Origin of the sequence: Burkholderia sp. HAN2018 (assembly GCF_024704855.1) — a bacterium.
Classification (GTDB): domain Bacteria; phylum Pseudomonadota; class Gammaproteobacteria; order Burkholderiales; family Burkholderiaceae; genus Burkholderia; species Burkholderia cepacia.
In genome coordinates, this window is record NZ_QOBB01000119.1 from 1 (window position 1) to 21,576 (window position 21,576).

Annotated in this window: 16 protein-coding genes and 2 tRNA genes; 8 read left to right on the forward strand and 10 right to left on the reverse strand. The window is 66.4% G+C overall.

The genetic code is table 11. The features are described 5' to 3' along the window. Together DPV74_RS25465 and pgi are read left to right on the forward strand one after the other, a co-directional pair. Positions 1-1,122, forward strand: a 1,122-nt coding sequence (locus DPV74_RS25465; protein WP_119338192.1) for an NAD(P)H-hydrate dehydratase, incomplete at its 5' end; no start/stop codon positions are given. Between the two features lie 111 nt (positions 1,123-1,233). After that, positions 1,234-2,856 carry a glucose-6-phosphate isomerase gene (gene pgi, locus DPV74_RS25470; protein ID WP_059687372.1) on the forward strand — a complete coding sequence of 541 codons (1,623 nt, stop codon included), beginning with the start codon at positions 1,234-1,236 and terminating at the stop codon, positions 2,854-2,856. 77 nt (positions 2,857-2,933) lie between these two features. Here pgi and DPV74_RS25475 read toward each other — a convergent pair whose 3' ends face one another. Continuing rightward, the gene (locus DPV74_RS25475) at positions 2,934-3,647 is read right to left on the reverse strand and encodes an ABC transporter ATP-binding protein (protein ID WP_021163968.1); all 714 of its coding nucleotides are present in this window, start codon (positions 3,645-3,647) and stop codon (positions 2,934-2,936) included. On the opposite strand from DPV74_RS25475, the gene DPV74_RS25480 reads away from it, so the two are divergent. Next, on the forward strand, positions 3,646-4,320 hold the full coding sequence (locus DPV74_RS25480; protein ID WP_060206000.1) for an arylesterase: 675 nt from the start codon (positions 3,646-3,648) through the stop codon (positions 4,318-4,320). The genes DPV74_RS25475 and DPV74_RS25480 overlap by 2 nt on opposite strands. A gap of 72 nt (positions 4,321-4,392) precedes the next feature. On the opposite strand, the gene DPV74_RS25485 is transcribed toward DPV74_RS25480, so the two are convergent. Continuing rightward, positions 4,393-6,327, reverse strand: coding sequence for a SurA N-terminal domain-containing protein (locus DPV74_RS25485; RefSeq protein ID WP_059553259.1), 1,935 nt, complete (start codon positions 6,325-6,327; stop codon positions 4,393-4,395). A 589-nt stretch (positions 6,328-6,916) separates the two neighbouring features. Here DPV74_RS25485 and DPV74_RS25490 point away from each other — a divergent pair. Then, positions 6,917-8,308, forward strand: a complete 1,392-nt coding sequence (locus tag DPV74_RS25490; RefSeq protein WP_162923135.1) for a DUF1254 domain-containing protein — start codon at positions 6,917-6,919, stop codon at positions 8,306-8,308. Between the two features lie 228 nt (positions 8,309-8,536). Here the strand turns inward: DPV74_RS25490 and DPV74_RS25495 are convergent. The 6 genes from DPV74_RS25495 to tig form a co-directional block, all read right to left on the reverse strand. Continuing rightward, positions 8,537-8,613: transfer RNA gene (locus DPV74_RS25495), tRNA-Asp, on the reverse strand. A gap of 23 nt (positions 8,614-8,636) precedes the next feature. Continuing rightward, positions 8,637-8,712 (reverse strand) — tRNA-Val (locus tag DPV74_RS25500). A gap of 204 nt (positions 8,713-8,916) precedes the next feature. Continuing rightward, positions 8,917-11,340 (reverse strand): endopeptidase La, encoded by a 2,424-nt coding sequence (gene lon, locus DPV74_RS25505; RefSeq protein ID WP_011352361.1) that lies wholly within the window; start codon positions 11,338-11,340, stop codon positions 8,917-8,919. Between the two features lie 197 nt (positions 11,341-11,537). Continuing rightward, positions 11,538-12,809 carry an ATP-dependent Clp protease ATP-binding subunit ClpX gene (gene clpX, locus DPV74_RS25510; RefSeq protein WP_006489345.1) on the reverse strand — a complete coding sequence of 424 codons (1,272 nt, stop codon included), beginning with the start codon at positions 12,807-12,809 and terminating at the stop codon, positions 11,538-11,540. A 164-nt stretch (positions 12,810-12,973) separates the two neighbouring features. Then, positions 12,974-13,627, reverse strand: coding sequence for an ATP-dependent Clp endopeptidase proteolytic subunit ClpP (gene clpP, locus DPV74_RS25515; protein WP_010092137.1), 654 nt, complete (start codon positions 13,625-13,627; stop codon positions 12,974-12,976). A 140-nt stretch (positions 13,628-13,767) separates the two neighbouring features. Then, complete coding sequence (tig, locus tag DPV74_RS25520) at positions 13,768-15,114, reverse strand: trigger factor (RefSeq protein ID WP_027787157.1); 1,347 nt, start codon at positions 15,112-15,114, stop codon at positions 13,768-13,770. A gap of 387 nt (positions 15,115-15,501) precedes the next feature. Here tig and DPV74_RS25525 point away from each other — a divergent pair, with 387 nt between their 5' ends. Beyond that, the gene (locus tag DPV74_RS25525) at positions 15,502-16,647 is read left to right on the forward strand and encodes a glycerate kinase (RefSeq protein ID WP_119338194.1); all 1,146 of its coding nucleotides are present in this window, start codon (positions 15,502-15,504) and stop codon (positions 16,645-16,647) included. 62 nt (positions 16,648-16,709) lie between these two features. After that, positions 16,710-17,159 (forward strand): MarR family winged helix-turn-helix transcriptional regulator, encoded by a 450-nt coding sequence (locus DPV74_RS25530; protein ID WP_021160399.1) that lies wholly within the window; start codon positions 16,710-16,712, stop codon positions 17,157-17,159. 170 nt (positions 17,160-17,329) lie between these two features. On the opposite strand, the gene DPV74_RS25535 is transcribed toward DPV74_RS25530, so the two are convergent. Both DPV74_RS25535 and DPV74_RS25540 read right to left on the reverse strand, forming a co-directional pair. Further along, on the reverse strand, positions 17,330-18,328 hold the full coding sequence (locus DPV74_RS25535; protein ID WP_119338195.1) for a 2-dehydropantoate 2-reductase: 999 nt from the start codon (positions 18,326-18,328) through the stop codon (positions 17,330-17,332). A 98-nt stretch (positions 18,329-18,426) separates the two neighbouring features. Continuing rightward, on the reverse strand, positions 18,427-19,572 hold the full coding sequence (locus tag DPV74_RS25540) for a helix-turn-helix transcriptional regulator (RefSeq protein WP_119338196.1): 1,146 nt from the start codon (positions 19,570-19,572) through the stop codon (positions 18,427-18,429). A gap of 302 nt (positions 19,573-19,874) precedes the next feature. On the opposite strand from DPV74_RS25540, the gene DPV74_RS25545 reads away from it, so the two are divergent. Then, positions 19,875-20,921 carry a porin gene (locus DPV74_RS25545; RefSeq protein ID WP_119338197.1) on the forward strand — a complete coding sequence of 349 codons (1,047 nt, stop codon included), beginning with the start codon at positions 19,875-19,877 and terminating at the stop codon, positions 20,919-20,921. Positions 20,922-20,942: 21 nt separating this feature from the next. Then, positions 20,943-21,576: MFS transporter (locus tag DPV74_RS25550; protein ID WP_162923136.1), on the forward strand; the 634-nt coding region annotated here is incomplete at its 3' end.

Here is a 21,576-nt window from a genome sequence, read left to right on the forward strand (position 1 = left end):
GACGGCGCGTTCGCCGAGCAGGCCGCGCGCATCGCCGCGCATGCGCGCAGCGGCGGCCGCGTGCTTGCGCTGGACGTGCCGAGCGGCCTCGACAGCGATACGGGCCAGATCGTCGGCGCGGGCGTCGCCGTCGCCGCCACCCATACGCTCACTTTCGTCGGCGCGAAGCCGGGCCTCTACACCGGCGAAGGCCGGGATCTCGCCGGCGCGATCGACGTCGAATCGCTCGACGTCGCGCCACCCGCCGCGCCGGCCATCGTACTGAACGCGCCCGCGCGGTTCGCCGCCGCCCTGCCCGCGCGCGCATTCGCGTCCCACAAGGGCACGTACGGCAGCCTCGCGGTACTCGGCGGCGACACCGGCATGTGCGGCGCGCCGATCCTGGCCGCGCGCGCCGCGCTGTTCGCCGGTGCCGGTAAGGTGCATGTCGGCTTCCTCGGCACCGGCGCGCCGCCGTACGATCCGCCGTTCCCCGAACTGATGCTGCACGCGGCCGACACCCTCGACCCCGGCGCGATGACCGCCATCGCCGCAGGCTGCGGGCTGGGCACGCGCGAGGCCGCGGCGACGCTCGTGCGCGACGTACTTGCCCACGACGCCGCAACGCTGCTCGATGCCGACGCGCTGAACCTCGTCGCGACGCATGCGGATCTCGCGGCCGCCGTCGCCACGCGCGGTGCGCGCGGTTATCCGTGCGTGCTGACGCCGCATCCGCTCGAGGCCGCGCGGCTGCTCGGCTGCGACACGGCGGCGATTCAGCGCGACCGCCTCGCGGCCGCGCAGGCGCTCGCGTCACGTTATGCGGCCATCGTCGTGCTGAAAGGCTCGGGCACGGTGATTGCGGCGCCCGACGGCCGCATGACGATCAACCCGACCGGCAACGCGGCGCTCGCCACGGGCGGCACCGGCGACGTGCTCGGCGGCCTGATCGGCGCGCTGCTCGCGCAACGCGTCGCGCCGTACGAAGCGGCGCTGGCAGGCGTCTACCTGCACGGCCTCGCGGCCGACACGCTGACCGCGAACGGAACCGGCCCGGCCGGACTCACGGCAGGCGAACTCGCGCCGATGGTCCGCACGCTGGTCAATCGCCTTTTTTATGCGTCGCCGCGCGCCGGCACATAACGCCGCTATACTGACTGCCCCGCCGCACGGCGGGCCCTCTCGTCCGCCGGCCTTCCGATCCCGATGAGCCGGCGCGGCATTCCTCCCGATTCACGCTTCACTCGAACCGCCATGACGCTGAATTCGCTCCCCGCCTGGACTGCCCTTCAATCCCACTTCGAACAGATCCGTCACGCCCGGCTGCGCGACTGGTTCGCGCCGGAACACGACCACGCGCCGACCCGCGCCGAACGCTTCACGATTCCGGGCGGCGGTCTCGCGGCCGATTTCTCGAAGAACCGCATCAACGACGAAACGCTGCGCCTGCTCGTCCAGCTCGCGCGCGACGCGGGTGTCGAGGCGCGCCGCGACGCGATGTTCGCGGGCGAAATCGTGAACCCGACCGAAGGCCGTGCCGCCCTGCACACTGCGCTGCGCGCGACCGATCCGCAAGCGCCGTTCCACGCGCAGGTGAGCGCCGAGCGCGCGAAGATGGCGACGTTCGCTCGCGCCGTGCGCAGCGGCACCTGGACGGGCTACACCGGCAAACGCATCCGCCACGTGATCAACATCGGCATCGGCGGCTCCGATCTCGGGCCGAAGATGGTCGTGCACGCGCTGCACCACGTCGCGACGCCCGAAATTTCCACGCACTTCGTGTCGAACGTCGACGGCGCCGATCTCGCACGCGTACTCGAACAGGTCGATCCCGAGGAAACGCTCGCGATCATCGTGTCGAAGACCTTCACGACGCTCGAGACGATGACGAACGCACGTTCGCTGCGCGACTGGTTCGTCGCGCGCGGCTGCCCCGAGGACGCGCTTGCAAAGCACTTCGTCGGCGTGTCGGCGAACCCGGCCGAAGTCGTGAAGTTCGGCATCGCCGCGGACAACGTGTTCGAAATGTGGGACTGGGTCGGCGGCCGCTATTCGTTGTGGTCGGCGGTCGGGCTGTCGATCATGATCGCGATCGGCCCCGAGCAGTTCGACGAGCTGCTGGCCGGCGCGAACGACATGGACCGTCATTTCCGCGAGGCGCCGCTCGAGCGCAACCTGCCCGTGCTGCTCGGCCTGATCGGCATCTGGTACCGGAATTTCTTCGGTTCGCAGAGCTATCTCGTCGCGCCGTATTCGGAAGCGCTGCACTACCTGCCGTCGTACCTGCAGCAGCTCGAAATGGAAAGCAACGGCAAATCCGCGCGCCTGGACGGCACCTTCGTCGACTACCCGACGTCGGCCGTCACGTGGGGCGAGCCGGGCACCAACGGCCAGCATGCGTTCTTCCAGATGCTGCACCAGGGGCCGACGATCGTGCCGATCGACTTCATCGCGGTGCTGACGCCCGAGCATCCGCTCGCAAGCCACCACCCGAAGCTGCTCGCAAACTGCTTCGCGCAGAGCGAGGCACTGATGCTCGGCCGCACGCTGGAGGAAGCACGCAAGGTCGCGGGGCCGGGCAAGGAAGCGCTCGCGCCGCACCTGACGTTCCCGGGCAACCGCCCGACGACGACGCTGCTCGTCGATGCGCTGACGCCGCGCACGCTCGGCGCGCTGATCGCGCTGTACGAACACAAGGTGCTCGTGCAGGCAACGGTGTGGGACATCAATCCGTTCGACCAGTGGGGCGTCGAGCTCGGCAAGATTCTCGGCAAGGTGGTGGAAGCCGACCTGTCGGCCGAGTCGGTCGATCCGGCGAAGCACGACTCGTCGACCACCGCGCTGATCGAGCGCGCCCGCGCGGCGTTGAAGCGCTGAGGCGTTTGAGGCACTGACGCAGCGGCGTCATGCCCATGCCGGCCGCTCGGCGCACGCCGCGCGGCCGGCAAAAGCATTCAGCCGTTGCGCTGCGCCGCGCGCGGCTCGACGATGCGCCCGGCGTCGAGCGTCACCGTCGTCGCGCAGCGGCGTGCCAGTTCGGCATCGTGCGTGACGAGCACGAGCGTTGCACCGTTCGTGCGGTTCAGTTCGAACATCAGGTCGATGACCGCATGGCCCGTGGCCGCATCGAGGCTGCCGGTCGGCTCGTCGGCGAAGAGGATCGCCGGGCGCGTGACGAATGCGCGCGCAAGCGCGACGCGCTGCTGCTCGCCGCCGGACAACAGCTTCGGATAATGCGCGGTGCGTTCGCCGAGACCGACCTGCACGAGCAGCGCCCGGGCGCGATCGGCGGCATCGCGCGCACTGATGCCGCCCTGCAACTCGAGCGGCAGCATCACGTTCTCGAGCGCCGTCAGGTGCGGCATCAACTGGAACGACTGGAATACGAACCCGACTGCGCCGTTGCGCAGCGCAGCGCGCGCGTCCTCGTCGAGCTGGTCGAGCGCGCGACCGAGCAGGCGAACCGTGCCGCTCGTCGCGCTGTCCAACCCCGCAAGCAGGCCGAGCAGCGTCGATTTACCCGACCCCGACGCGCCGACGATCGCGAGACTGCTGCCCGGCCGCACGGCGAGCGTGATGCCGTCGAGGATCGTCAGCTCGCCGGTTGCGTCGGCGACCCGCTTGCACACGTCATGGACTTCGATGATCGGATCGGTAATCTTGAACATGGACACGAGATTTCGCTGGAAAAGACGCGCGGCGATCGCCGCGCTGCTGGGTACGCTGCTGGCCGCCGCCGTGCCCGCACGCGCCGCGACGACACCGGCCGCGACATCGGGCCAGCCCGTGATCGTCGTGCTCGGCGACAGCCTGTCGGCCGAATACGGGCTGCCGCGCGACACCGGCTGGGTGGCGTTGCTGCGGCAACGGCTCACGACCGAGCGAATCGATTATAGCGTCGCGAACGCCAGCGTCAGCGGCGACACCACGAGCGGCGGCCGCGCGCGGCTGCCTGCGGTGCTGCAGCGGCTCAAGCCGTCGATCGTCGTCGTCGAGCTCGGCTCGAACGATGCGCTGCGCGGCGTGCCGCTCGCGACGACCGAACAGAACCTGCGCGACATCATCGCCGGTGCGCGGCAAGCGCGGGCCAGGGTCGTGCTGGTCGGCATGTACGTGCCGCCCAACTACGGCCCGGACTACACGCAGAAGTTCCACGCCGTCTATACGCGGCTGTCGAAGGATCTCGGCGTGCCGCTCGTGCCGTTCCTGCTGGCCGGCATCGAGAACAAGCCCGAGATGTTCCAGGCCGACCAGATGCATCCAGCGCAGCAGGCTCAGGGCATTCTGCTCGACAACGTCTGGCCGGCGCTGAAACCGCTGCTCGGCAAGCCGCGCGGCTGACGCTGCCTCGCCCCGCCGGAAAGCAAAAAGCCCCGCGTGAAGCGGGGCTTTTTGTTGCGGGCGAAACGATGCTCAGTTGTCGCCGTCCGGCGACTGGCTGGCCGTCGAGCCGTACAGCTTCACCTTCGAGCGATCGCGCAGCGCGGCGAGATACGCTTCGCCTTCGCTCTGCGCGTCGACCTGCGCCATCTGCTGCTGCGCGGCCGCCAGTTGCTGCGGATCGACCGCCGAACCCGGGATCACCGCGTTCACGCGATAGATCGCATAGCCGTCCGCGCCGAGATCGACACCGACGTAGGCCGGCAGCGTCTTCGCATCGACCTTGTAGACGGCGCTCAGCGCAGCCGGCGTCAGGCCCTGCGACTGCGTACGCGATACCTTCTGCGCGGCCGCGAACCCGTCGGTCGACTTCGACTTCTGCAGTTCGGCCAGCTTCGCCGCGCCGTCCTTCTTCGCGAGTTCGGCAGCCTGCTCGGCGACCACCTTCTGGCGCACGACGTCCTTGATCGCGTCGAGCGCGGGCACGGCAGCCGGCTTGTAGTCGGTCACACGCGCCGAGATCAGCGTGTTGTTGCCGACGTCGATCGCCTGCGTGTTGTTCTGGTTCTTCACCGAGTCGTTTGCGAACACGGCGGCCAGGAACTTCGGATTGTTCAGCGGGCTCGTCGGCGGCAACTGCGGATTCGGCGTCGGCGTGACGGTAGCCGTCTGGATCGTCAGCTTGTACTTGTCCGCAGCCGGCTGCAGCGTCTTCGCCTTTTCGTAGACGGTGGACGTGAAGCCTTCCGCGTTGTCCGTGAACGCCTTCGATGCGTACTGCTGCTTCAGGTCGGCTGCGATCTGGTCCTTCACTTCCGCGAACGGCTTGACGGCCGCCGGCTTCACTTCCGTTGCCTTCAGGATGTGGAAGCCCAGATCCGACTGCACGACACCGCTCACATCGCCTTGCTTGAGCGCGAACGCGGCATCGTCGAACGCCTTGCCGCCCGCCGTCGAGCCGCGCGTGATGAAGCCGAGGTCGCCGCCCTTCGCGGCCGACGGCGCATCCTGCGAGTCCTTCTGCGCGATCTGCGCGAACTGGTCCGGGTGCGCCTTCACGTCGGCAAGCAGTTGCTCGGCCTTCGTCTTCGCTGCAGTCTTGTCGGCCGCGCTTGCGCTGCCCGGTGCGGCGATGAAGATGTGGCTCACGCGCACCTGCGCTTCGGTGCGGAAGTGCGTCGGGTTGTCATCGTAGAACTTCTTGATGTCCGCGTCGGTCGGCTGCGCGCTCGCGGCCGCTGCCGCCGGCGAATAGACGAGGTACTGGATCGTCGCGGTCTCCGGCGTCGCGAAGCTCTGCTTGTGCGCGTCGTAGTACGCGGTGAGCTGCGCGTCGGTCGGCTGGACCTTTGCGGCGAAGTCGCTCGTCTTCAGCACGAGCGCCTGCACTTCGCGCTGCTGCGCGGCGAGTTCGGACAGACGTTGCGCGAGGCTCTTCGGCGTGAACGCGCTCGACACGATGCTGGCCGGAATCTGCTGCAGCGCGAGGCTGTAGCGCACGCGCTCCTGGTACTGCTCGGGCGTCATCCCCTGGAACGACAGCAGCTGCGCATAGCGCTCCACGTCGATCGACCCGTCGGGCTTCTTCAGCGACGCGATCATCGGGTCGCTCATCAGTGCGTCGCGCACGGCGTTGTCCGATGCGGTCAGGTGCAGGCGTTGGGTCTCGTCGGCCAGCACGCGTTGCTGGATCAGGCCGTCGAGCACCTGCTTGCGGTGCTCGGGCGTATCGAACATCTTGATGTCGAACTGCCCGCCGAGTGCCTGGCGCGCCTGGTCGATCTGCTGGCGGAACGCGCCGTCGAATTCGACCCGCGTGATCTTGTGCCCGTTGACTGCCGCGACGTTCGCACTATCGTCGAAGAAGCCGCGGAAGCCTTGGATCCCGACGAAACCCAGCCCCGGCAACACGATCAGGAGCAGGAGCGCCATCATCAGGCGCTGGTGATTACGGAAGAAATCGAGCATGCGTGACGGGAAAATTGGACAAAACGCCCGATATTACAACATACGGGGTGGAACGGGAGAAAAGCGGCGGCGCCCGCGGCGATCACCACAGGAAGTACAGGCAAAAATACCCGTCTTTCAGAACCGGGCACGCACCGTCACCCGCCTCTCCTCGCGAAGTTCGAAAAGCAGCTCGCCCAATGATCGTCCCCCATCGCGGCCGCCCAGGCTCCCGGCAGCACACGATCACTCGTTCGCGGAGCGGCTTGCCCGATGCGGGGCTGGCGTCATTCGCGCCGACGACCGCACGGCACCGCCAGGACCGCGAATCGAGCCAACGGAACGCGCCCGACACGGGAGCACACGGCACAAGCCCGGCATGGGCCGCGAGAAACGTGACGACCGGAAAGGCGACAAGAATCAACCGCACGATGCCGATCGGTCGACACCGCCCTAACGAGTCGTCGGACTTTGCATATCGAAAATAGATCGTTCGTGCCGCATCGCAAGCCGGATACGCTTTTCGCGCCGTGCAATCCGTGCCACGCTCGTCGACGAAACGATGAACGGGTGCGGCCCATTCGACCATTCAACCCTACCGCACCACTCGATGAGTTTTCTTCACCACGCGCGCCTCGTCGCATTCGCTGCCTCTGTCGGCCTTCTGGCGGGCTGCAATGGGGAAAGTGTCGATAGCTCGGGCGTTTCGCCCGTCGCGACGAAAAATGCCGCAAACAGTGCCACGCTATTCACGATTCCGCTGTACCAGTTCTACGCAACCCGACAGAGCTACATCGCTCAGGGCCTTGCGCCGAATACGTTTGTGCACAGTCGCCAGCTGTCCGACGCTTCGTCCACCTCGGTGACGAAGCCCAATCACGACACGCTGTATTCCGTCGCCATGCTTCAACTGGACGCCGGTCCTGTTCAGATCGACACACCCGCCAGCGGCACCCGCTACTTCTCCCTCGCGCTGATGGACGCCTATACGAACAACTTCGCGATTCGCGGCACGAGCGCCGACAACGGTGTCGCGAAGGTCTTTTGGGTCGTGGGGCCGAACTGGCAGGGAACGGCCCCGGCAGGCGTCACCGTGCTCCGCTCCTCGACCAACGCGGTGTGGGCGTTGGCGCGGACTTACGTGAGCGATGCGAACGATTACCCCGCCGCGTGGGCCGTTCAGAATCAACTGGTCGTGTCGCGCCCCGCTGGAACCGGTGTCGCTGCGTGGGACAGCGTGGACACGCAAAAGCCGCCCGGTTATGCCAACTGGCCATCTTATTTTCAGTACGTGAACCGGCTCTTGAAAAAGAGTCCGCCGACGCCGCAGGATACGGCCGAGGCAACGAACGCACTCGACGTGACAGGTATAGGTCCGGCGCAGACCTTCAACGCATCGTCCGCCGACGTCGCATCGATCGACGCAGGCGCGGCAGAGGCGCTGGCGAGTCTGACGGGCGGCGGAACGCAGCAAGCCGCCGCCCAGACGAGTACCGACGCAAATGGCTGGACAGGCGGCCCGGCCAACGTCGGCAACTACGGAACCCAGTACACGCTACGGGCGCGCGTTGCGCTGAACGGCCTCGGTGCGCTGCCCGGCAGCGAAGCGATCTACTACACCAGTACGGGAGCGGCGAACACGTCGGGGGCGAATTACGACGGCAACGGCGTCTATCAGATGACGTTCCCGGCGGGACAGCTTCCTCCGGCTCGCGCCTTCTGGTCATTGACGTTGTACGCCGGCACGAACCAGGCGCAGGCTTTCTTTTATCCGAATCCCGATCGAATCTATGCGCTGTCCTATCCGGCGTCGAACTTTCAGTTCGCGAGCGACGGCTCGCTCGTGCTCACCATCAGCCATGTGCGACCCGCGGGCGTACCCGCCAGCAACTGGCTGCCGGCCCCTGCCGGCGCGTTCAATCTGACGCTGCGCACCTACTTGCCGGACGCCCCGCTCCTGAACGGAACCTACAAGTTGCCACCGGTAATACGCGTTCAGTAATACCGCCCCGCGCGAGCCGGAAAAACCGGCGCCTCTGTGGCGAGAAAGCATGAAAAACCCGCGACCGCGTTCGAGCGGTCGCGGGTTTTCCGTTCTGACGGCGGCGCGCCCCGGAAGCCGCGCAGACGATTTCCCCCGCCGTTTGTGCGTTCGGTTTGCGCCCGCGATCTGGCGCAAACCAAACGCACAAACAACAATGCCCGCACGAGGCGGGCATTGTTGTTTGTTTGGCGGAGCGGACGGGACTCGAACCCGCGACCCCCGGCGTGACAGGCCGGTATTCTAACCGACTGAACTACCGCTCCTTGGTCTGGCTGAATCAGGAAACTGGTGGGTGCTGAGGGGTTCGAACCCCCGACCTACGCCTTGTAAGGGCGCCGCTCTACCAGCTGAGCTAAGCACCCGTTTCCGATTCGTTCTGGCTGCGATCTGCGTTTCGGCATCAACAACCAGCGAGCCCGCAAGTTTAATTCATCCCCGATCATTTTGCAAAGCCCCGGCACGAATATTTTTCACGCTCGCGCATACGATTCCGGGACGCATAAAAAAACCCGCGGCCAAGCCGCGGGTTTCGTGAACAACCGTCAGAACGAACGGCGCTCCGATGCTCAGTGCTTGACGAATTCCGTCGAGCCGGCATCCTTCGCCGCATCGGCGACCGGTGCCGCCGCCTTCGCCTCTTCTTCCGGCGGCAGCGGGGTCGGCGAACGCTCGAGCGCGAGTTCAAGCACCTTGTCGATCCAGCGGACCGGCACGATCTCGATCGCGTTCTTCACGTTGTCCGGAATCTCGGCGAGATCCTTGACGTTCTCTTCCGGGATCAGCACGAGCTTGATGCCACCGCGATGCGCTGCGAGCAGCTTCTCCTTCAGGCCGCCGATCGGCAGGACTTCACCACGCAGCGTGATTTCGCCCGTCATCGCGACATCGGCACGCACCGGGATACCCGTCAGCACCGACACCAGCGCGGTCGTCATCGCTCCGCCGGCGGACGGACCGTCCTTCGGCGTCGCACCTTCCGGCACGTGGATGTGGATGTCCTGCTTCTCGAACGCTTCGTCCTTGATACCCAGACGCCGCGAACGCGAGCGCACGACCGAACGTGCCGCCTCGACCGACTCCTTCATCACGTCGCCGAGCGAACCCGTACGGATCACGTTGCCCTTGCCCGGCATCACTGCGGCTTCGATCGTCAGCAGATCGCCACCGACTTCCGTCCACGCGAGGCCCGTCACCTGACCGACCTGGTTTTCCTTCGCCGCGAGGCCGAAGTCGTACTTGCGCACGCCGAGGAAGGTATCGAGGTTCTCGCCGTCGACCTTGATCGCGCCCGATGCCTTCTTCAGCAGCAGCATCTTCACGACCTTGCGGCAGATCTTCGACACTTCCCGCTCGAGCGAACGCACACCGGCTTCGCGCGTGTAGTAGCGGATGATGTCGCGGATCGCCTGCTCGGTGACCTCGATCTCGCCTTCCTTCAGCCCGTTGTTCTTCTTCTGCTTCGGCAGCAGGTAACGCTGGGCAATGCTGACCTTCTCGTCTTCCGTGTAGCCCGACAGACGGATCACTTCCATCCGGTCGAGCAGCGGCGGCGGGATGTTCAGCGAGTTCGACGTCGCGACGAACATCACGTCCGACAGGTCGAAGTCGACTTCGATGTAGTGGTCGGCGAACGTGTGGTTCTGTTCCGGATCGAGCACCTCGAGCAGCGCCGACGACGGATCGCCGCGGAAATCCATGCCCATCTTGTCGACTTCGTCGAGCAGGAAGAGCGGATTGCGCACGCCGACCTTCGTGAGGCTCTGCAGGATCTTGCCCGGCATCGAACCGATATACGTACGACGGTGGCCGCGGATCTCGGCTTCGTCACGCACGCCGCCGAGCGCCATCCGGACGAACTTGCGGTTCGTCGCACGGGCGATCGACTGGCCGAGCGAGGTCTTGCCGACGCCCGGGGGCCCGACGAGGCACAGGATCGGCGCCTTGACCTTGTCCACGCGCTGTTGCACCGCGAGATACTCGAGGATGCGTTCCTTCACCTTCTCGAGGCCGAAGTGATCTTCGTCGAGCACCTGCTCGGCGTTCGACAGGTCGTTGTTGACCTTGCTCTTCTTGCGCCACGGCAGGCCGATCAGCGTGTCGATGTAGTTGCGCACGACGGTGGCTTCCGCCGACATCGGCGACATCAGCTTCAGCTTCTTCAGCTCGGCGTCGGCCTTCTTCTTCGCTTCCTTCGGCATGCGCGCGGCGTTGATGCGCTTCTCGAGTTCCTCGAGATCCGCACCCTCTTCGCCTTCGCCCAGTTCCTTCTGGATCGCCTTGACCTGCTCGTTCAGGTAGTACTCGCGCTGGCTCTTTTCCATCTGGCGCTTCACGCGCCCGCGGATGCGCTTTTCGACCTGCAGGATGTCGATCTCGGCTTCGAGCTGCGCGAGCAGGTGCTCGAGGCGCTCGATGACCGGGAACATCTCGAGGATGTGCTGCTTCTGGTCGAGCTTCAGCGGCAGGCGCTCGGCGATCATGTCGGCGAGGCGGCCGGCTTCGTCGATGCCCGACAGCGACGTGAGGATCTCCGGCGGGATCTTCTTGTTCAGCTTCACGTACTGGTCGAACTGCGACACGATCGCGCGGCGCAGCGCTTCCGTTTCAGCGCTGTCGGCGTGATCGGGCTCGAGCGGCATCACTTCGCAGGAGAATTGCGTTTCCTGCTCTTCGATCGACAACGCCTTCGCACGCTGCAGGCCCTCGACGAGCACCTTCACGGTGCCGTCCGGCAGCTTCAGCATCTGCAGGATGTTGGCGATACAACCGACCTCGTACATGTCCTTTTCGGTCGGTTCGTCCTTGGCCGCGGTTTTCTGGGCGACAAGCATGATGTGCTTGCCGCCTTCCATCGCTGCTTCGAGGGCCTTGATCGATTTCGGCCGGCCCACGAAGAGCGGAATGACCATGTGCGGGAAAACGACGACATCCCGCAGCGGCAGCAGCGGGAGCGTGATGCGTTCCGGCGGAAGAAGTTGGGTGCCTGACATTTCATTTCCCCATGAGTGGAATCAATTGTTCGGTAATTGAGGCCGCCACAACGAATTGCAAGCCTTCAAGTGCGGGAAATATTCGGTAAGAAAGTAACCACCGCGAGTCGAGTCAGAGTTACCCACAAGATAAACGAAAAAAAGCCGCCCACGGACTCATGAACGGCCTTTTTCGCAGAACATCGTCGGCAAGCCGGTCAGTTCGAACCCGCCACCTTCGGCGTGTCCTCGTAGATCAGCAAAGGCTTGCCGTCGCCATCGATGACGTTTTCGTCGATGATGACCTTGCTGACCCCTTTCATCGTCGGCAACTCGTACATCACGTCGAGCAATGCCTGTTCGATGATCGAACGCAAACCGCGCGCGCCGGTCTTGCGGCGGATCGCCTTGCGGGCGACTGCCTGCAGCGCGCCCGGCCGGATCTCCAGCTCGACGCGCTCCATCGCGAACAGTTTGTGATACTGCTTGACGAGCGCATTCTTCGGCTCGACCAGGATCTTCATCAGCGCCGCTTCATCGAGCTTGCCGAGCGTCGCGACCACCGGCAGGCGGCCGATCAATTCGGGGATCAGACCGAATTTGATCAGGTCTTCCGGCTCCGTTTCACGCAGCACTTCGCCCGCGTCACGCTCCTGCTTGCTCTTGACCGTCGCACCGAAGCCGATACCGGTTTTCTCGGTACGATCGGTGATCACCTTTTCGAGACCGTCGAACGCACCGCCGCAGATGAACAGGATATTGGTCGTGTCGACCTGGATGAAATCCTGGTTCGGGTGCTTGCGGCCGCCCTGCGGCGGCACCGACGCCATCGTGCCCTCGACGAGCTTCAGCAGTGCCTGCTGGACGCCCTCGCCCGACACGTCGCGCGTGATCGACGGGTTGTCCGACTTGCGGCTGATCTTGTCGATTTCGTCGATGTAGACGATCCCGCGCTGGGCCTTGTCGACCTCGTAGTTGCAGTTCTGCAACAGCTTCTGGATGATGTTCTCGACGTCCTCGCCGACGTAGCCGGCTTCGGTCAGCGTCGTCGCATCGGCGATCACGAACGGAACGTTGAGCAACCGCGCGAGCGTCTGCGCGAGCAGCGTCTTGCCGGAGCCCGTCGGGCCGATCAGCAGGATGTTGCTCTTCGACAGCTCGACGTCGTCCTTCTTGTCGAGATGCTTCAGGCGCTTGTAGTGGTTGTACACGGCCACCGCGAGGATCTTCTTCGCGCGCTCCTGGCCGATCACGTACTGATCGAGGATGTCGCGAATTTCCTGCGGGCTCGGCAGATCCGACCGGGACAGGCTGGCCTCGACGCCGGCGGCAGCCGCCTCGTCGCGAATGATTTCGTTGCAGAGGTCGATACATTCATCGCAGATGAACACCGACGGGCCCGCGATGAGTTTTTTCACCTCATGCTGGCTTTTTCCGCAAAACGAGCAATACAACAGCTTCTCGCTGTTCGAACCTTTTTTGTCCGCCATGAATGTAGAGCCTCCGGACAGGTAAATGACATGATACGCCGAATGCTCCGGGCACCGCGCCTAGGGCGCGACCGGAGCCGACCGGATGCGCTTGCCGCAGATGCTCTGGGCGTTCGGGAAGTCGCAGGGGCGCCGCACGAATCGGGGCGGCACCCCACTTAAGCTCACGGGCGCTTCAGCAGCACCTGGTCGATCAGCCCGTACGCCTTCGCATCCTCGCTCGACATGAAGTTATCACGGTCGGTGTCGCGCGCGATGCGTTCGACGTCCTGGCCCGTGTGCTGCGCGAGCAACTGGTTCAGCCGCTCCTTCAGGTAGAGGATTTCGCGCGCCTGGATCTCGATGTCCGATGCCTGGCCGCGTGCGCCGCCGAGCGGCTGGTGAATCATCACGCGCGAGTTCGGCAGCGCGAAACGCTTGCCCTTCGCGCCCGACGCGAGCAGGAACGCGCCCATGCTGGCCGCGAGGCCCATGCACAGCGTCGACACGTCCGGCTTGATGAACTGCATCGTGTCGTAGATCGCCATGCCGGCCGACACCGACCCGCCCGGGCTGTTGATGTACAGGCTGATGTCCTTGTCGGGATTCTCGCTCTCGAGGAACAGCAACTGCGCGACCACGAGGTTGGCGGTCTGGTCGTTCACTTCGCCGACCATGAACACCAGGCGCTCCTTCAGGAGACGCGAATAGATATCGTACGAACGCTCGCCGCGGCCGCTCGTTTCGACGACGATCGGCACCAGCCCCAGCGCTTGCGCCTCGAAACCTTGCGGCGCGTTCGAAGCAAGCATGTCCAGCAATTCAGCGCGAGTGATCATTCAATGAACCTTGTTCGAATGGAAAATTGAACGGAAGGAAGCCGCCCGCTCAATCGCCATATTAATGGCAACCGTGCGCTTGACGTAAAAACGGCGTGCGGGCCGTCGCTCCGACAGCCGGCACGCCGCTAGAGCAACACTTACGCTTGCGCCGATGCGCTCGCGAGTGCTTCGAAGCTCACTTCCTTGTCCGTCACCTTCGCCTTGCCCAGCACGAAATCGACGACGTTGCTTTCAACGACGAACGCTTCCATCTCGGCGAGGCGCTGCTGGTTCGAATAATACCAGCGGACCACTTCCTTCGGGTCTTCGTAGCTCTTCGCGAACTCGTCGACTTCCGCGCGGATCTGTTCCGGCTTCGCTTCGAGGCCGTTCGACTTCACCAGCTCGGCCAGCACGAGGCCCAGCTTCACGCGGCGCTCTGCCTGCTCGGTGAACATCTCGGCCGGGATCGGTGCGTCCTTCGCGTTCGGCACGCCGCGCTGCGCCAGATCCTGGCGAGCCATTTCGACGAGGCGTTGCTGGTCCTGCTCGATCAGCGCCTTCGGCACGTCGAGTTCGGAGATCTTCAGCAGCGCGTCCATCACCTGGTTCTTGACGATCGATTGCGTGCGGCGCTTCGCTTCACGCTCGAGGTTTTCCTTGATCTCGGCGCGCATCTTCGCGAGATCGCCGTCTTCGATGCCGAGCGACTTCGCGAATTCACCGTCGATTTCCGGCAGGTGCGGCCACTCGATCTTCTTCATCGTGACCGTGAACTGGGCCGTTTTGCCTGCCACGTCCTTGCCGTGGTAGTCGTCCGGGAACTTCAGGTCGAACGTGCGCGCTTCGCCGACCTTCAGGCCCAGCGCCGCGGTTTCGAATTCCGGCAGCATGCGGCCTTCGCCGAGCACGAACGGGAAATCTTCGGCCGTGCCGCCCTGGAACGCGACGTCGTCGATCTTGCCGACGAAGTCGACCGTCACGCGGTCGCCGTTCTTCGCTGCGGTGTCCGCGCCGCCGTCGCCGTGCTCGCCGGCTTCGCCGCGTGCGTGGAAGTGCACGCGCTGCTTGCGCAGGATGTCCAGCGTGCGGTCGATTTCGGCGTCGCCGATCGACGTCGTCGAGCGCTCGACTTCAGCCGTCGCCAGATCGCCGATCTTGACTTCCGGGTAGACCTCGAACGTCGCGTCGAACGCGTATGCATCTTCAGCCTGCTCCTGCTTCGGCTCGAAGCTCGGCTGGCCGGCGACGCGCAGGTTTTCCGCGCGGCTGATCGTGAAGAATTCCTGGCCGATCTTGTCGCTCAGCACTTCCGCTTCGACCTGACCCGCGTACTGTTGCGCGACCATCTTCAGCGGCACCTTGCCCGGGCGGAAACCCGGCATGCGCACGTTCTTCGCGAGTTTCTGGATACGGGCGTCGATTTCCTTCTGCACGGTGTCTTTCGGCAGGGAAATCGTCACGCGGCGTTCAAGCTTGCCGAGGTTCTCAACAACGTTAGCCATGGCTTCAATCGTCCTAAAATTATTCGAGCGAATCGGGTTTTCCTTGCCGTGCCTGCCTGCGGCGTGATGTGCGTCACATACACTCGCCGCGCCGGAGCGCCACGCCATCCCTGCACGCGCCGGATGGCTAGCGCAAGCGGCTCGGAGCACGGCTTTGGCCGGAAGAATCGACTATTCTAGCAAACAATTTTCCTCACACCGCCAGATCGGCGCGACGCGCGTACGTCCGCACCGCGCCGGCAGCCCTTCGCACGGCGATGCGCGCGGATCGCCGCTATGCCGCATGGCGTATCCACCACGGGCCCGCCATCCTGTAAGCTCCGAATGAGGGTGCACCGCCGTCGCGCCCCAATATTCTTCACACCAATCACGCCTTCCGGAGACACCATGCCGCAACACCCGTCCGCGCCTGTCGTCGTCATCGCGCCCGATTCGTTCAAAGGCTCGCTTTCCGCCGAGCAGGTCGCGGACGCGATCGCCACCGGCATCCGCCGCGCCCGGCCCGACGCCGTCGTGCGCTGCTGCCCGATGGCCGACGGCGGCGAAGGCACGCTCGACGCGATGCTGGCAGGCGGCGGCACGCGGCGCACGCTGCGGGTAGCCGGTGCGTCGCTCGCGGCGCGCGACGCGGCGGTCGGCGTGATCGACGCGCGCACCGCGATCGTCGAAACAGCCGAGATCGTCGGCATCACGGACCCGGTCGGCATGAGCGTGCCGGTCGACGCGCGCAGCACGCGCGGGATGGGCGAGGCGATCCGCACGCTGCTCGACGAAGGCGTGCGCCGCTTCTTCGTCGCACTGGGCGGCAGCAGCACCAACGACGCGGGCGCCGGGCTGCTCGCAGGCCTCGGCCTGCAGTGCTTCGACGCGGGCGGCCAGCCGGTCGAGCCCGTGCCGTCGCGGCTCGCCGACATCGCGCGCGTCGACGCGTCGGGGCTCGACCCACGGCTGAAGGAAACCGAATTCATCGGCATGTCCGACGTCGACAACCCGCTGACGGGCGCGCACGGCGCAACCGCCGTATTCGGCCCGCAAAAGGGCGTGACGCCCGAGCAGGTCGCCACCCTCGACGCCGCACTCGCCCGCTTCGCCGACCTGCTCGAAGGCGCGCTCGACCGTCGCGGCCGCGACCTGCCGGGCGCCGGTGCCGCGGGCGGCCTCGGATTCGCGCTGCACATGCTCGGCGCGCAATTCGAAGCGGGGGCCGAGGTGGTCGCGCGGCAGGTCGGGCTCGACGCGGCGCTCGCCGGCGCGGGCTGGCTGATCACCGGCGAAGGCCGCTCCGACGTACAGACGCTGCACGGCAAGGCGCCGTTCATCGCGTGCCGCCACGCGCAGGTCGCGGGCGTACCCGCGTCGCTGCTGTCCGGCGCGGTCGACCCGGCCGCGCTGCCGCGCCTGTCCGAACATTTTTCCGGCTGCTTCTCGCCGGCTCCCGGGCCGATCACGCTCGACGTCGCGATCCGCGACGCGGCCAATCTGCTCGCGAACGAAGCGGAGCAATTGACACGCCTGAAGTACGGCGCACACTGACCGTTGACCCGAGCGCGCGATACAGGAACAATCGGGCCCGCCCTTTTTCTTCAGGATTCGACATGAAAGGCCGTCAAGCCGGGCTCGATCAGTTTCTGACCTATCGCCTCCACGCGCTCACGAAGCGATCCGACCGCGGGATCGGCGAGGTGTACCGGCACAAGCTCGACATCTCGCTGCCCGAGGCGCGCGTGATCGCCGCCGTCGGCGCCTTCGGCCCGTTCTCGATCATGGATCTGGCGCGCCACACCAATCTCGACAAGAGCCAGGCGAGCCGGGCAGCCGAAGCGCTGCTGCGCCAGGGGCTGCTCGAACGCAGCGCAAGCGAGGAGGATGGCCGGATCGTGTTGATCGCGCTGACCGCCGACGGCCGCGCGCTGCATCGCAAGATCATGCCGATCGTGCGCAAGTGGAACGATGGCTTGCTCGCATGCCTGTCCGACAGCGAACGCCAGACATTCGAGCGGCTGCTCGACAAGGTCGTCGCGCACGCGATCGAGCGGGACGACTGACCGGCACGCGGGCACGACGCCCGCAGTATTGATCCGATGAATTCGACGGGCCGCCCCGGTCGCCACACCAGCGACGCGGGCGGCCCGCTTTGCGTGATGCGTTGCGCGCGGCAACCGGATTGCAGCGCGCCACCTCGCCGGCATCGCGCATGCAGCGGCCCCGCCCGCACTTATAGCCCGCTGTTCGTCGCCCGCTGGCGCAGCAGCCCGAGCACCGCGTCGCAATACGGAGTCGGCACGTCGAGCTTGCGCCCGAGCTCGGGAAACACACCGAGGATCGGCCCGATCTCGAGCGCGCGGCCCGCTTCGAAATCCTGCAGCATCGACGTCTTGAACGCACCGAGCTTGCGCGTGACTGCGATCCGCTCGGGCCCGCTCATCCCCGTCGACAGGCCGAGCTTCGCGCCGATCGCGGCCGCCTCCTCCATCATCCGCAGCGCGAGACCCTGCGTGAACGGATCGTCGAGCAGCTGCTCGGCCGTCGATCCCGTCAGCGCGCTCAGCGGATTCATGTTCATGTTGCCCCACAGCTTCGTCCAGATCTCGGCCCGGATCGCCGGCGTCGACTCGACGTCGAAACCGCCCGCCGCGAGCGCGGCGGCGAACCGGGCAGCGGCCGTATCGAGCCGCGCATCGGGCGCCCCGACGATCAGCCGGTTGCCGCGCCCGCGCCGCACGACGCCCGGCGCGTCGGTACTCGACGACAAATGGACGACGCACCCGATCGCCTGTGCGGGCGGCAACGCTGCCGACACCGCGCCGGCCGGGTCGACCGCGTCGAGCGGCACGCCGTCGAGCGCGCCTTCGAGCCCGTGCGTGAACCACCACGGCAGCCCGTTCATCGCCGCGACGATCACGGTGTCCGGCCCGACCAGCGGCGCGATGCGCGCGGCCAATGCCGGCAGTGCCTGTGCCTTCAGCGCGATCACCACGTAGTCCTGCACGCCGAGCGCGGCCGCATCGTCACTCGCTCGCACCGGAACCGACGACGTCGTGCCCGCCTCGTCGATCACGCGCACGCCGTGCGCGTTCAGCGCGTCGAGCGTCGCGCCGCGCGCGTACGCGCTCACGGTCATCCCGGCCCGCGACAACGCGGCCGCGAGCAATCCGCCGATCGCGCCGACCCCGACCACCGCGGCGCGCACCGTCCCTGAATTCGTGTCGTTCATGATGAAATTCCGTCTCCTGGAAGCGGACGAGCATAACGCTCAATGGTTGCGGGCACAACCATTCACGCGCCCCGTGCGACGCACGGCGTTCGCATGCGTCAGCGCGGCTCGCCGCCGGCTTCCACCGGTTCGTCGTCGGCCGCGCCGCCCATCGCGCCGAGCACGCCGGCGATCTGGCTCTTGTCGTGCATGCCGAGCTTGCGGTACGCGCAGCGCAGGTAGTGGCGCACGGTCGTCGGCGAAATCGCCATCTGTTGCGCGACTTCCTTGTGCGAGCGCCCGGCGCCGTAATAGCGGATCGCCGCGAGCTCGCGCGGGCTCAGGCGGTCGAGCAGCGAGCGCGGCCGCGCCTCGATCTGGAACAGCCCCGCAACCGGCACGCACTGGATCCGCAACGCATCGCCGACGAACGGCTGGCCCGGCTGGCGCCGCAGGTGCGCAACGAGCGGCTCCGGCACGCGTGCACCGGCCCATGCCGGCCATTCGGTGCGCAGCACGTCGTCGAAACCATGATCGGCGTGATGCAGCACACCGAAGTTGTCGCACAACGCGCGGGCGGCCGGCGCAACCGCATCGCCGCGCTCGCGCGTGAGCTGCGCAGCGCGATTGATCGTCAGCGCCGCCGCGAGATGCGGAATCACTTCCTCGAAACGGCGTGCATCGTCATCGCTGAACGGACGGTTCAGGCCCTGACGGTAGATCGACATGAACGTCGTCAGGCCGAAACGGCGATCGAGCGTGCACACGCACATCAGTTGCGCGAGCCCGTACTTCACGCACCAGTCGCGAAACCGTGCATCGAGCCCCGGCTCGACGACCGACAGCCGCACCGCATGGCCGTGTGCGCCGCGCAGCGTGCGGTGCGCGAGCGGGTCGCAATCGCGCACGCGCTTCCAGTCGCTGAAGAACGCGTGCGGCAGACGGTACAGGAAGCTGTTGTGCATCACCGGGCCGGTCGGCACATGAGTCGCGACGCCTGTCCACGCGGCGTCGAACGGAATGAGCGCCTGCAGCAGCGAAAAGAAGCGGTATTCGAATTCGCCGATGCCGGACCGCGCGGCAACCGCGTACAGGTCGAGCAGCATCAACCCGAGCTCACGCTGCGATGCGTCGCCGCGCGTGACGCCGTCGAAATCCGCACGCCGGGACGGCAGCGGCGGCCAGGCGAAGTCGTCGAGCACGATGGCTGCCGGCACGTCACGCAGCGCTTCGAGATCCTGCCCGATATCCGTCGTGATCCTCACCTTCCGCTCCCCTGCCCGATCGGGCTGCTGACGTGCGCAACGACACCGGCCGATTATAGCGACCGGCTTTTTTGACAGGCCCCGGTGCCGGAACCGGCGCCAGCCCCATCCATTTGAACGGTGCGCGGCACGTTGCTGCTCCGCAGCACGCCGCGCGACGCCAGCGCGTCGCGACCATGCCGCGCACCTCGGGTTTTCCGCACCGTTCATCTGTACGACTGTTCGAAGGTTTTCCCGCTGCGGACACTGCGTCGCGACAACACCAACGACAAACCGATGCAGGACGGTATGGAGAACCCCACGTGACGAAACCCCGCTTCATCCGCACGGCCGCGGCCGTCGCGACGCTTGCCGCGTGCGGCGCCGGCGCGCATGCGCAGTCGACCCTCACGCTGTACGGCGCGCTCGATGCCGGCGTGCAATACCTGACGCATGCCGACGGGCGCCATTCGGCCGTGCAGTTGCAGAACTACGGCATCCTGCCTTCTCAGGTCGGGCTGAAGGGAAACGAGGATCTCGGCGGCGGCTGGCGTGCGCTGTTCAAGCTCGAACAGGGCCTCAACCTCAACGACGGCACCGCGACCGTGCCCGGCTACGCGTTCTTCCGCGGCGCGTACGTCGGCATCGCCGGGCCCGCGGGCACCGTCACACTCGGCCGTCAGTTCAGCGTGCTGTTCGACAAGACGCTGTTCTACGACCCGCTCTGGTACGCGTCGTACAGCGGCCAGGGCGTCATCGTGCCGATGAACGCGAACTTCATCGACCACTCCGTCAAGTACCAGTCGCCGACGTTCGCCGGCTTCGACGTCGAGGCGCTTGCCGCGACGTCCGGCGTCGCCGGCAATACGCGCGCCGGACGCGTACTCGAACTCGGCGGCCAGTACACGAGCAACGGCCTGTCGGTCAGCGCGGTGCTGCATCAGGCACACGGCGAGGTGTCGGCGGCCGACGACACGTCGGCGCGCCGCCGCGAACTCGGCACGCTCGCCGCACGCTATGCGTTCGCCGCGCTGCCGCTCACCGTCTATGCAGGTGTCGAACGCCTGACCGGCGACCTCGACGCCGCGCGCACGATCGTCTGGGGCGGTGCGCGCTACCTGACACCGAACGGGATCGGCCTGAACGCGGGCGTCTACCACACCGACTCGCGCGCGCCGGCCATCGGCCACCCGACGCTGTTCATCGCGAGCACCACGTATGCGCTGTCGAAACGCACCGTCGCCTACGTGAACCTCGGCTATGCGCGCAACAGCGGCCAGAGTTCGCAGACCGTCTACGAATACGACCCGACGCCGCTCGCCGGCGCATCGCAGTTCGGCGCGATGGTCGGCATGTACCACCTGTTCTGATTCCCCACACGAGACCCCGCCATGAAAACCCTGTCCCCGGATGCCGCACTCCCGCCCGACAGCCGCGCATCGGCCTTCGCGCGCTCAACGCTCGTCGCGCTCGTCGTGTTCGCAGCCATCACGCCGCTGCTGCTGCTCGTGGCGCCCGCCGTCGCCGGCCAGCTCGCGACGCAGCTCGGGCTGTCCGCCTCGCAGATCGGCACCTACTTCTTCGTCGAACTCGGTGCGTTCAGCCTCGCGACCGTGCCGTCGTACCTGTGGCTCGGTCGCATCGACGCACGCCGCGTGGCCGCGTTCGCCATTGCGCTGTTCGGCGCGGGCAACCTGCTGACCGCGCTGTGGATGCCGGGCTTCGTCGCGCTGCTCGCACTGCGCGCCGTGACCGCGCTCGGCGGCGGTTCGCTGATGGTGCTCTGCATGACGAGCGCCGCAACGAGCGAGAACAGCGACCGCGTGTACGGCCTGTGGGTCGTCGGCCAGTTGATCGCGGGCGCGATCGGCCTGTTCGTGCTGCCGCACGTGTTCGCGGCATTCGGGCTGCGCGCGCTGTACGTCGCGCTCGCCGGGCTCGCGCTGCTCGCCGCGCCGCTGTCGCGCGGCTTCCCGTCATCGCTGGGCGCACGAACCGCGCCTGCGCAACGCGCGCGCGGCGCGG

Coding starts and splice junctions, on each gene's coding strand:
- clpP (WP_010092137.1), bottom strand. CDS start 13,627: ATGATCACTCGCGCTGAATTGCTGGACATGCTTGCTTCGAACGCGCCG.
- DPV74_RS25480 (WP_060206000.1), top strand. CDS start 3,646: ATGGACACGAGATTTCGCTGGAAAAGACGCGCGGCGATCGCCGCGCTG.
- lon (WP_011352361.1), bottom strand. CDS start 11,340: ATGTCAGGCACCCAACTTCTTCCGCCGGAACGCATCACGCTCCCGCTG.
- tig (WP_027787157.1), bottom strand. CDS start 15,114: ATGGCTAACGTTGTTGAGAACCTCGGCAAGCTTGAACGCCGCGTGACG.
- DPV74_RS25525 (WP_119338194.1), top strand. CDS start 15,502: ATGCCGCAACACCCGTCCGCGCCTGTCGTCGTCATCGCGCCCGATTCG.
- DPV74_RS25475 (WP_021163968.1), bottom strand. CDS start 3,647: ATGTTCAAGATTACCGATCCGATCATCGAAGTCCATGACGTGTGCAAG.
- DPV74_RS25535 (WP_119338195.1), bottom strand. CDS start 18,328: ATGAACGACACGAATTCAGGGACGGTGCGCGCCGCGGTGGTCGGGGTC.
- pgi (WP_059687372.1), top strand. CDS start 1,234: ATGACGCTGAATTCGCTCCCCGCCTGGACTGCCCTTCAATCCCACTTC.
- DPV74_RS25530 (WP_021160399.1), top strand. CDS start 16,710: ATGAAAGGCCGTCAAGCCGGGCTCGATCAGTTTCTGACCTATCGCCTC.
- clpX (WP_006489345.1), bottom strand. CDS start 12,809: ATGGCGGACAAAAAAGGTTCGAACAGCGAGAAGCTGTTGTATTGCTCG.
- DPV74_RS25485 (WP_059553259.1), bottom strand. CDS start 6,327: ATGCTCGATTTCTTCCGTAATCACCAGCGCCTGATGATGGCGCTCCTG.
- DPV74_RS25490 (WP_162923135.1), top strand. CDS start 6,917: ATGAGTTTTCTTCACCACGCGCGCCTCGTCGCATTCGCTGCCTCTGTC.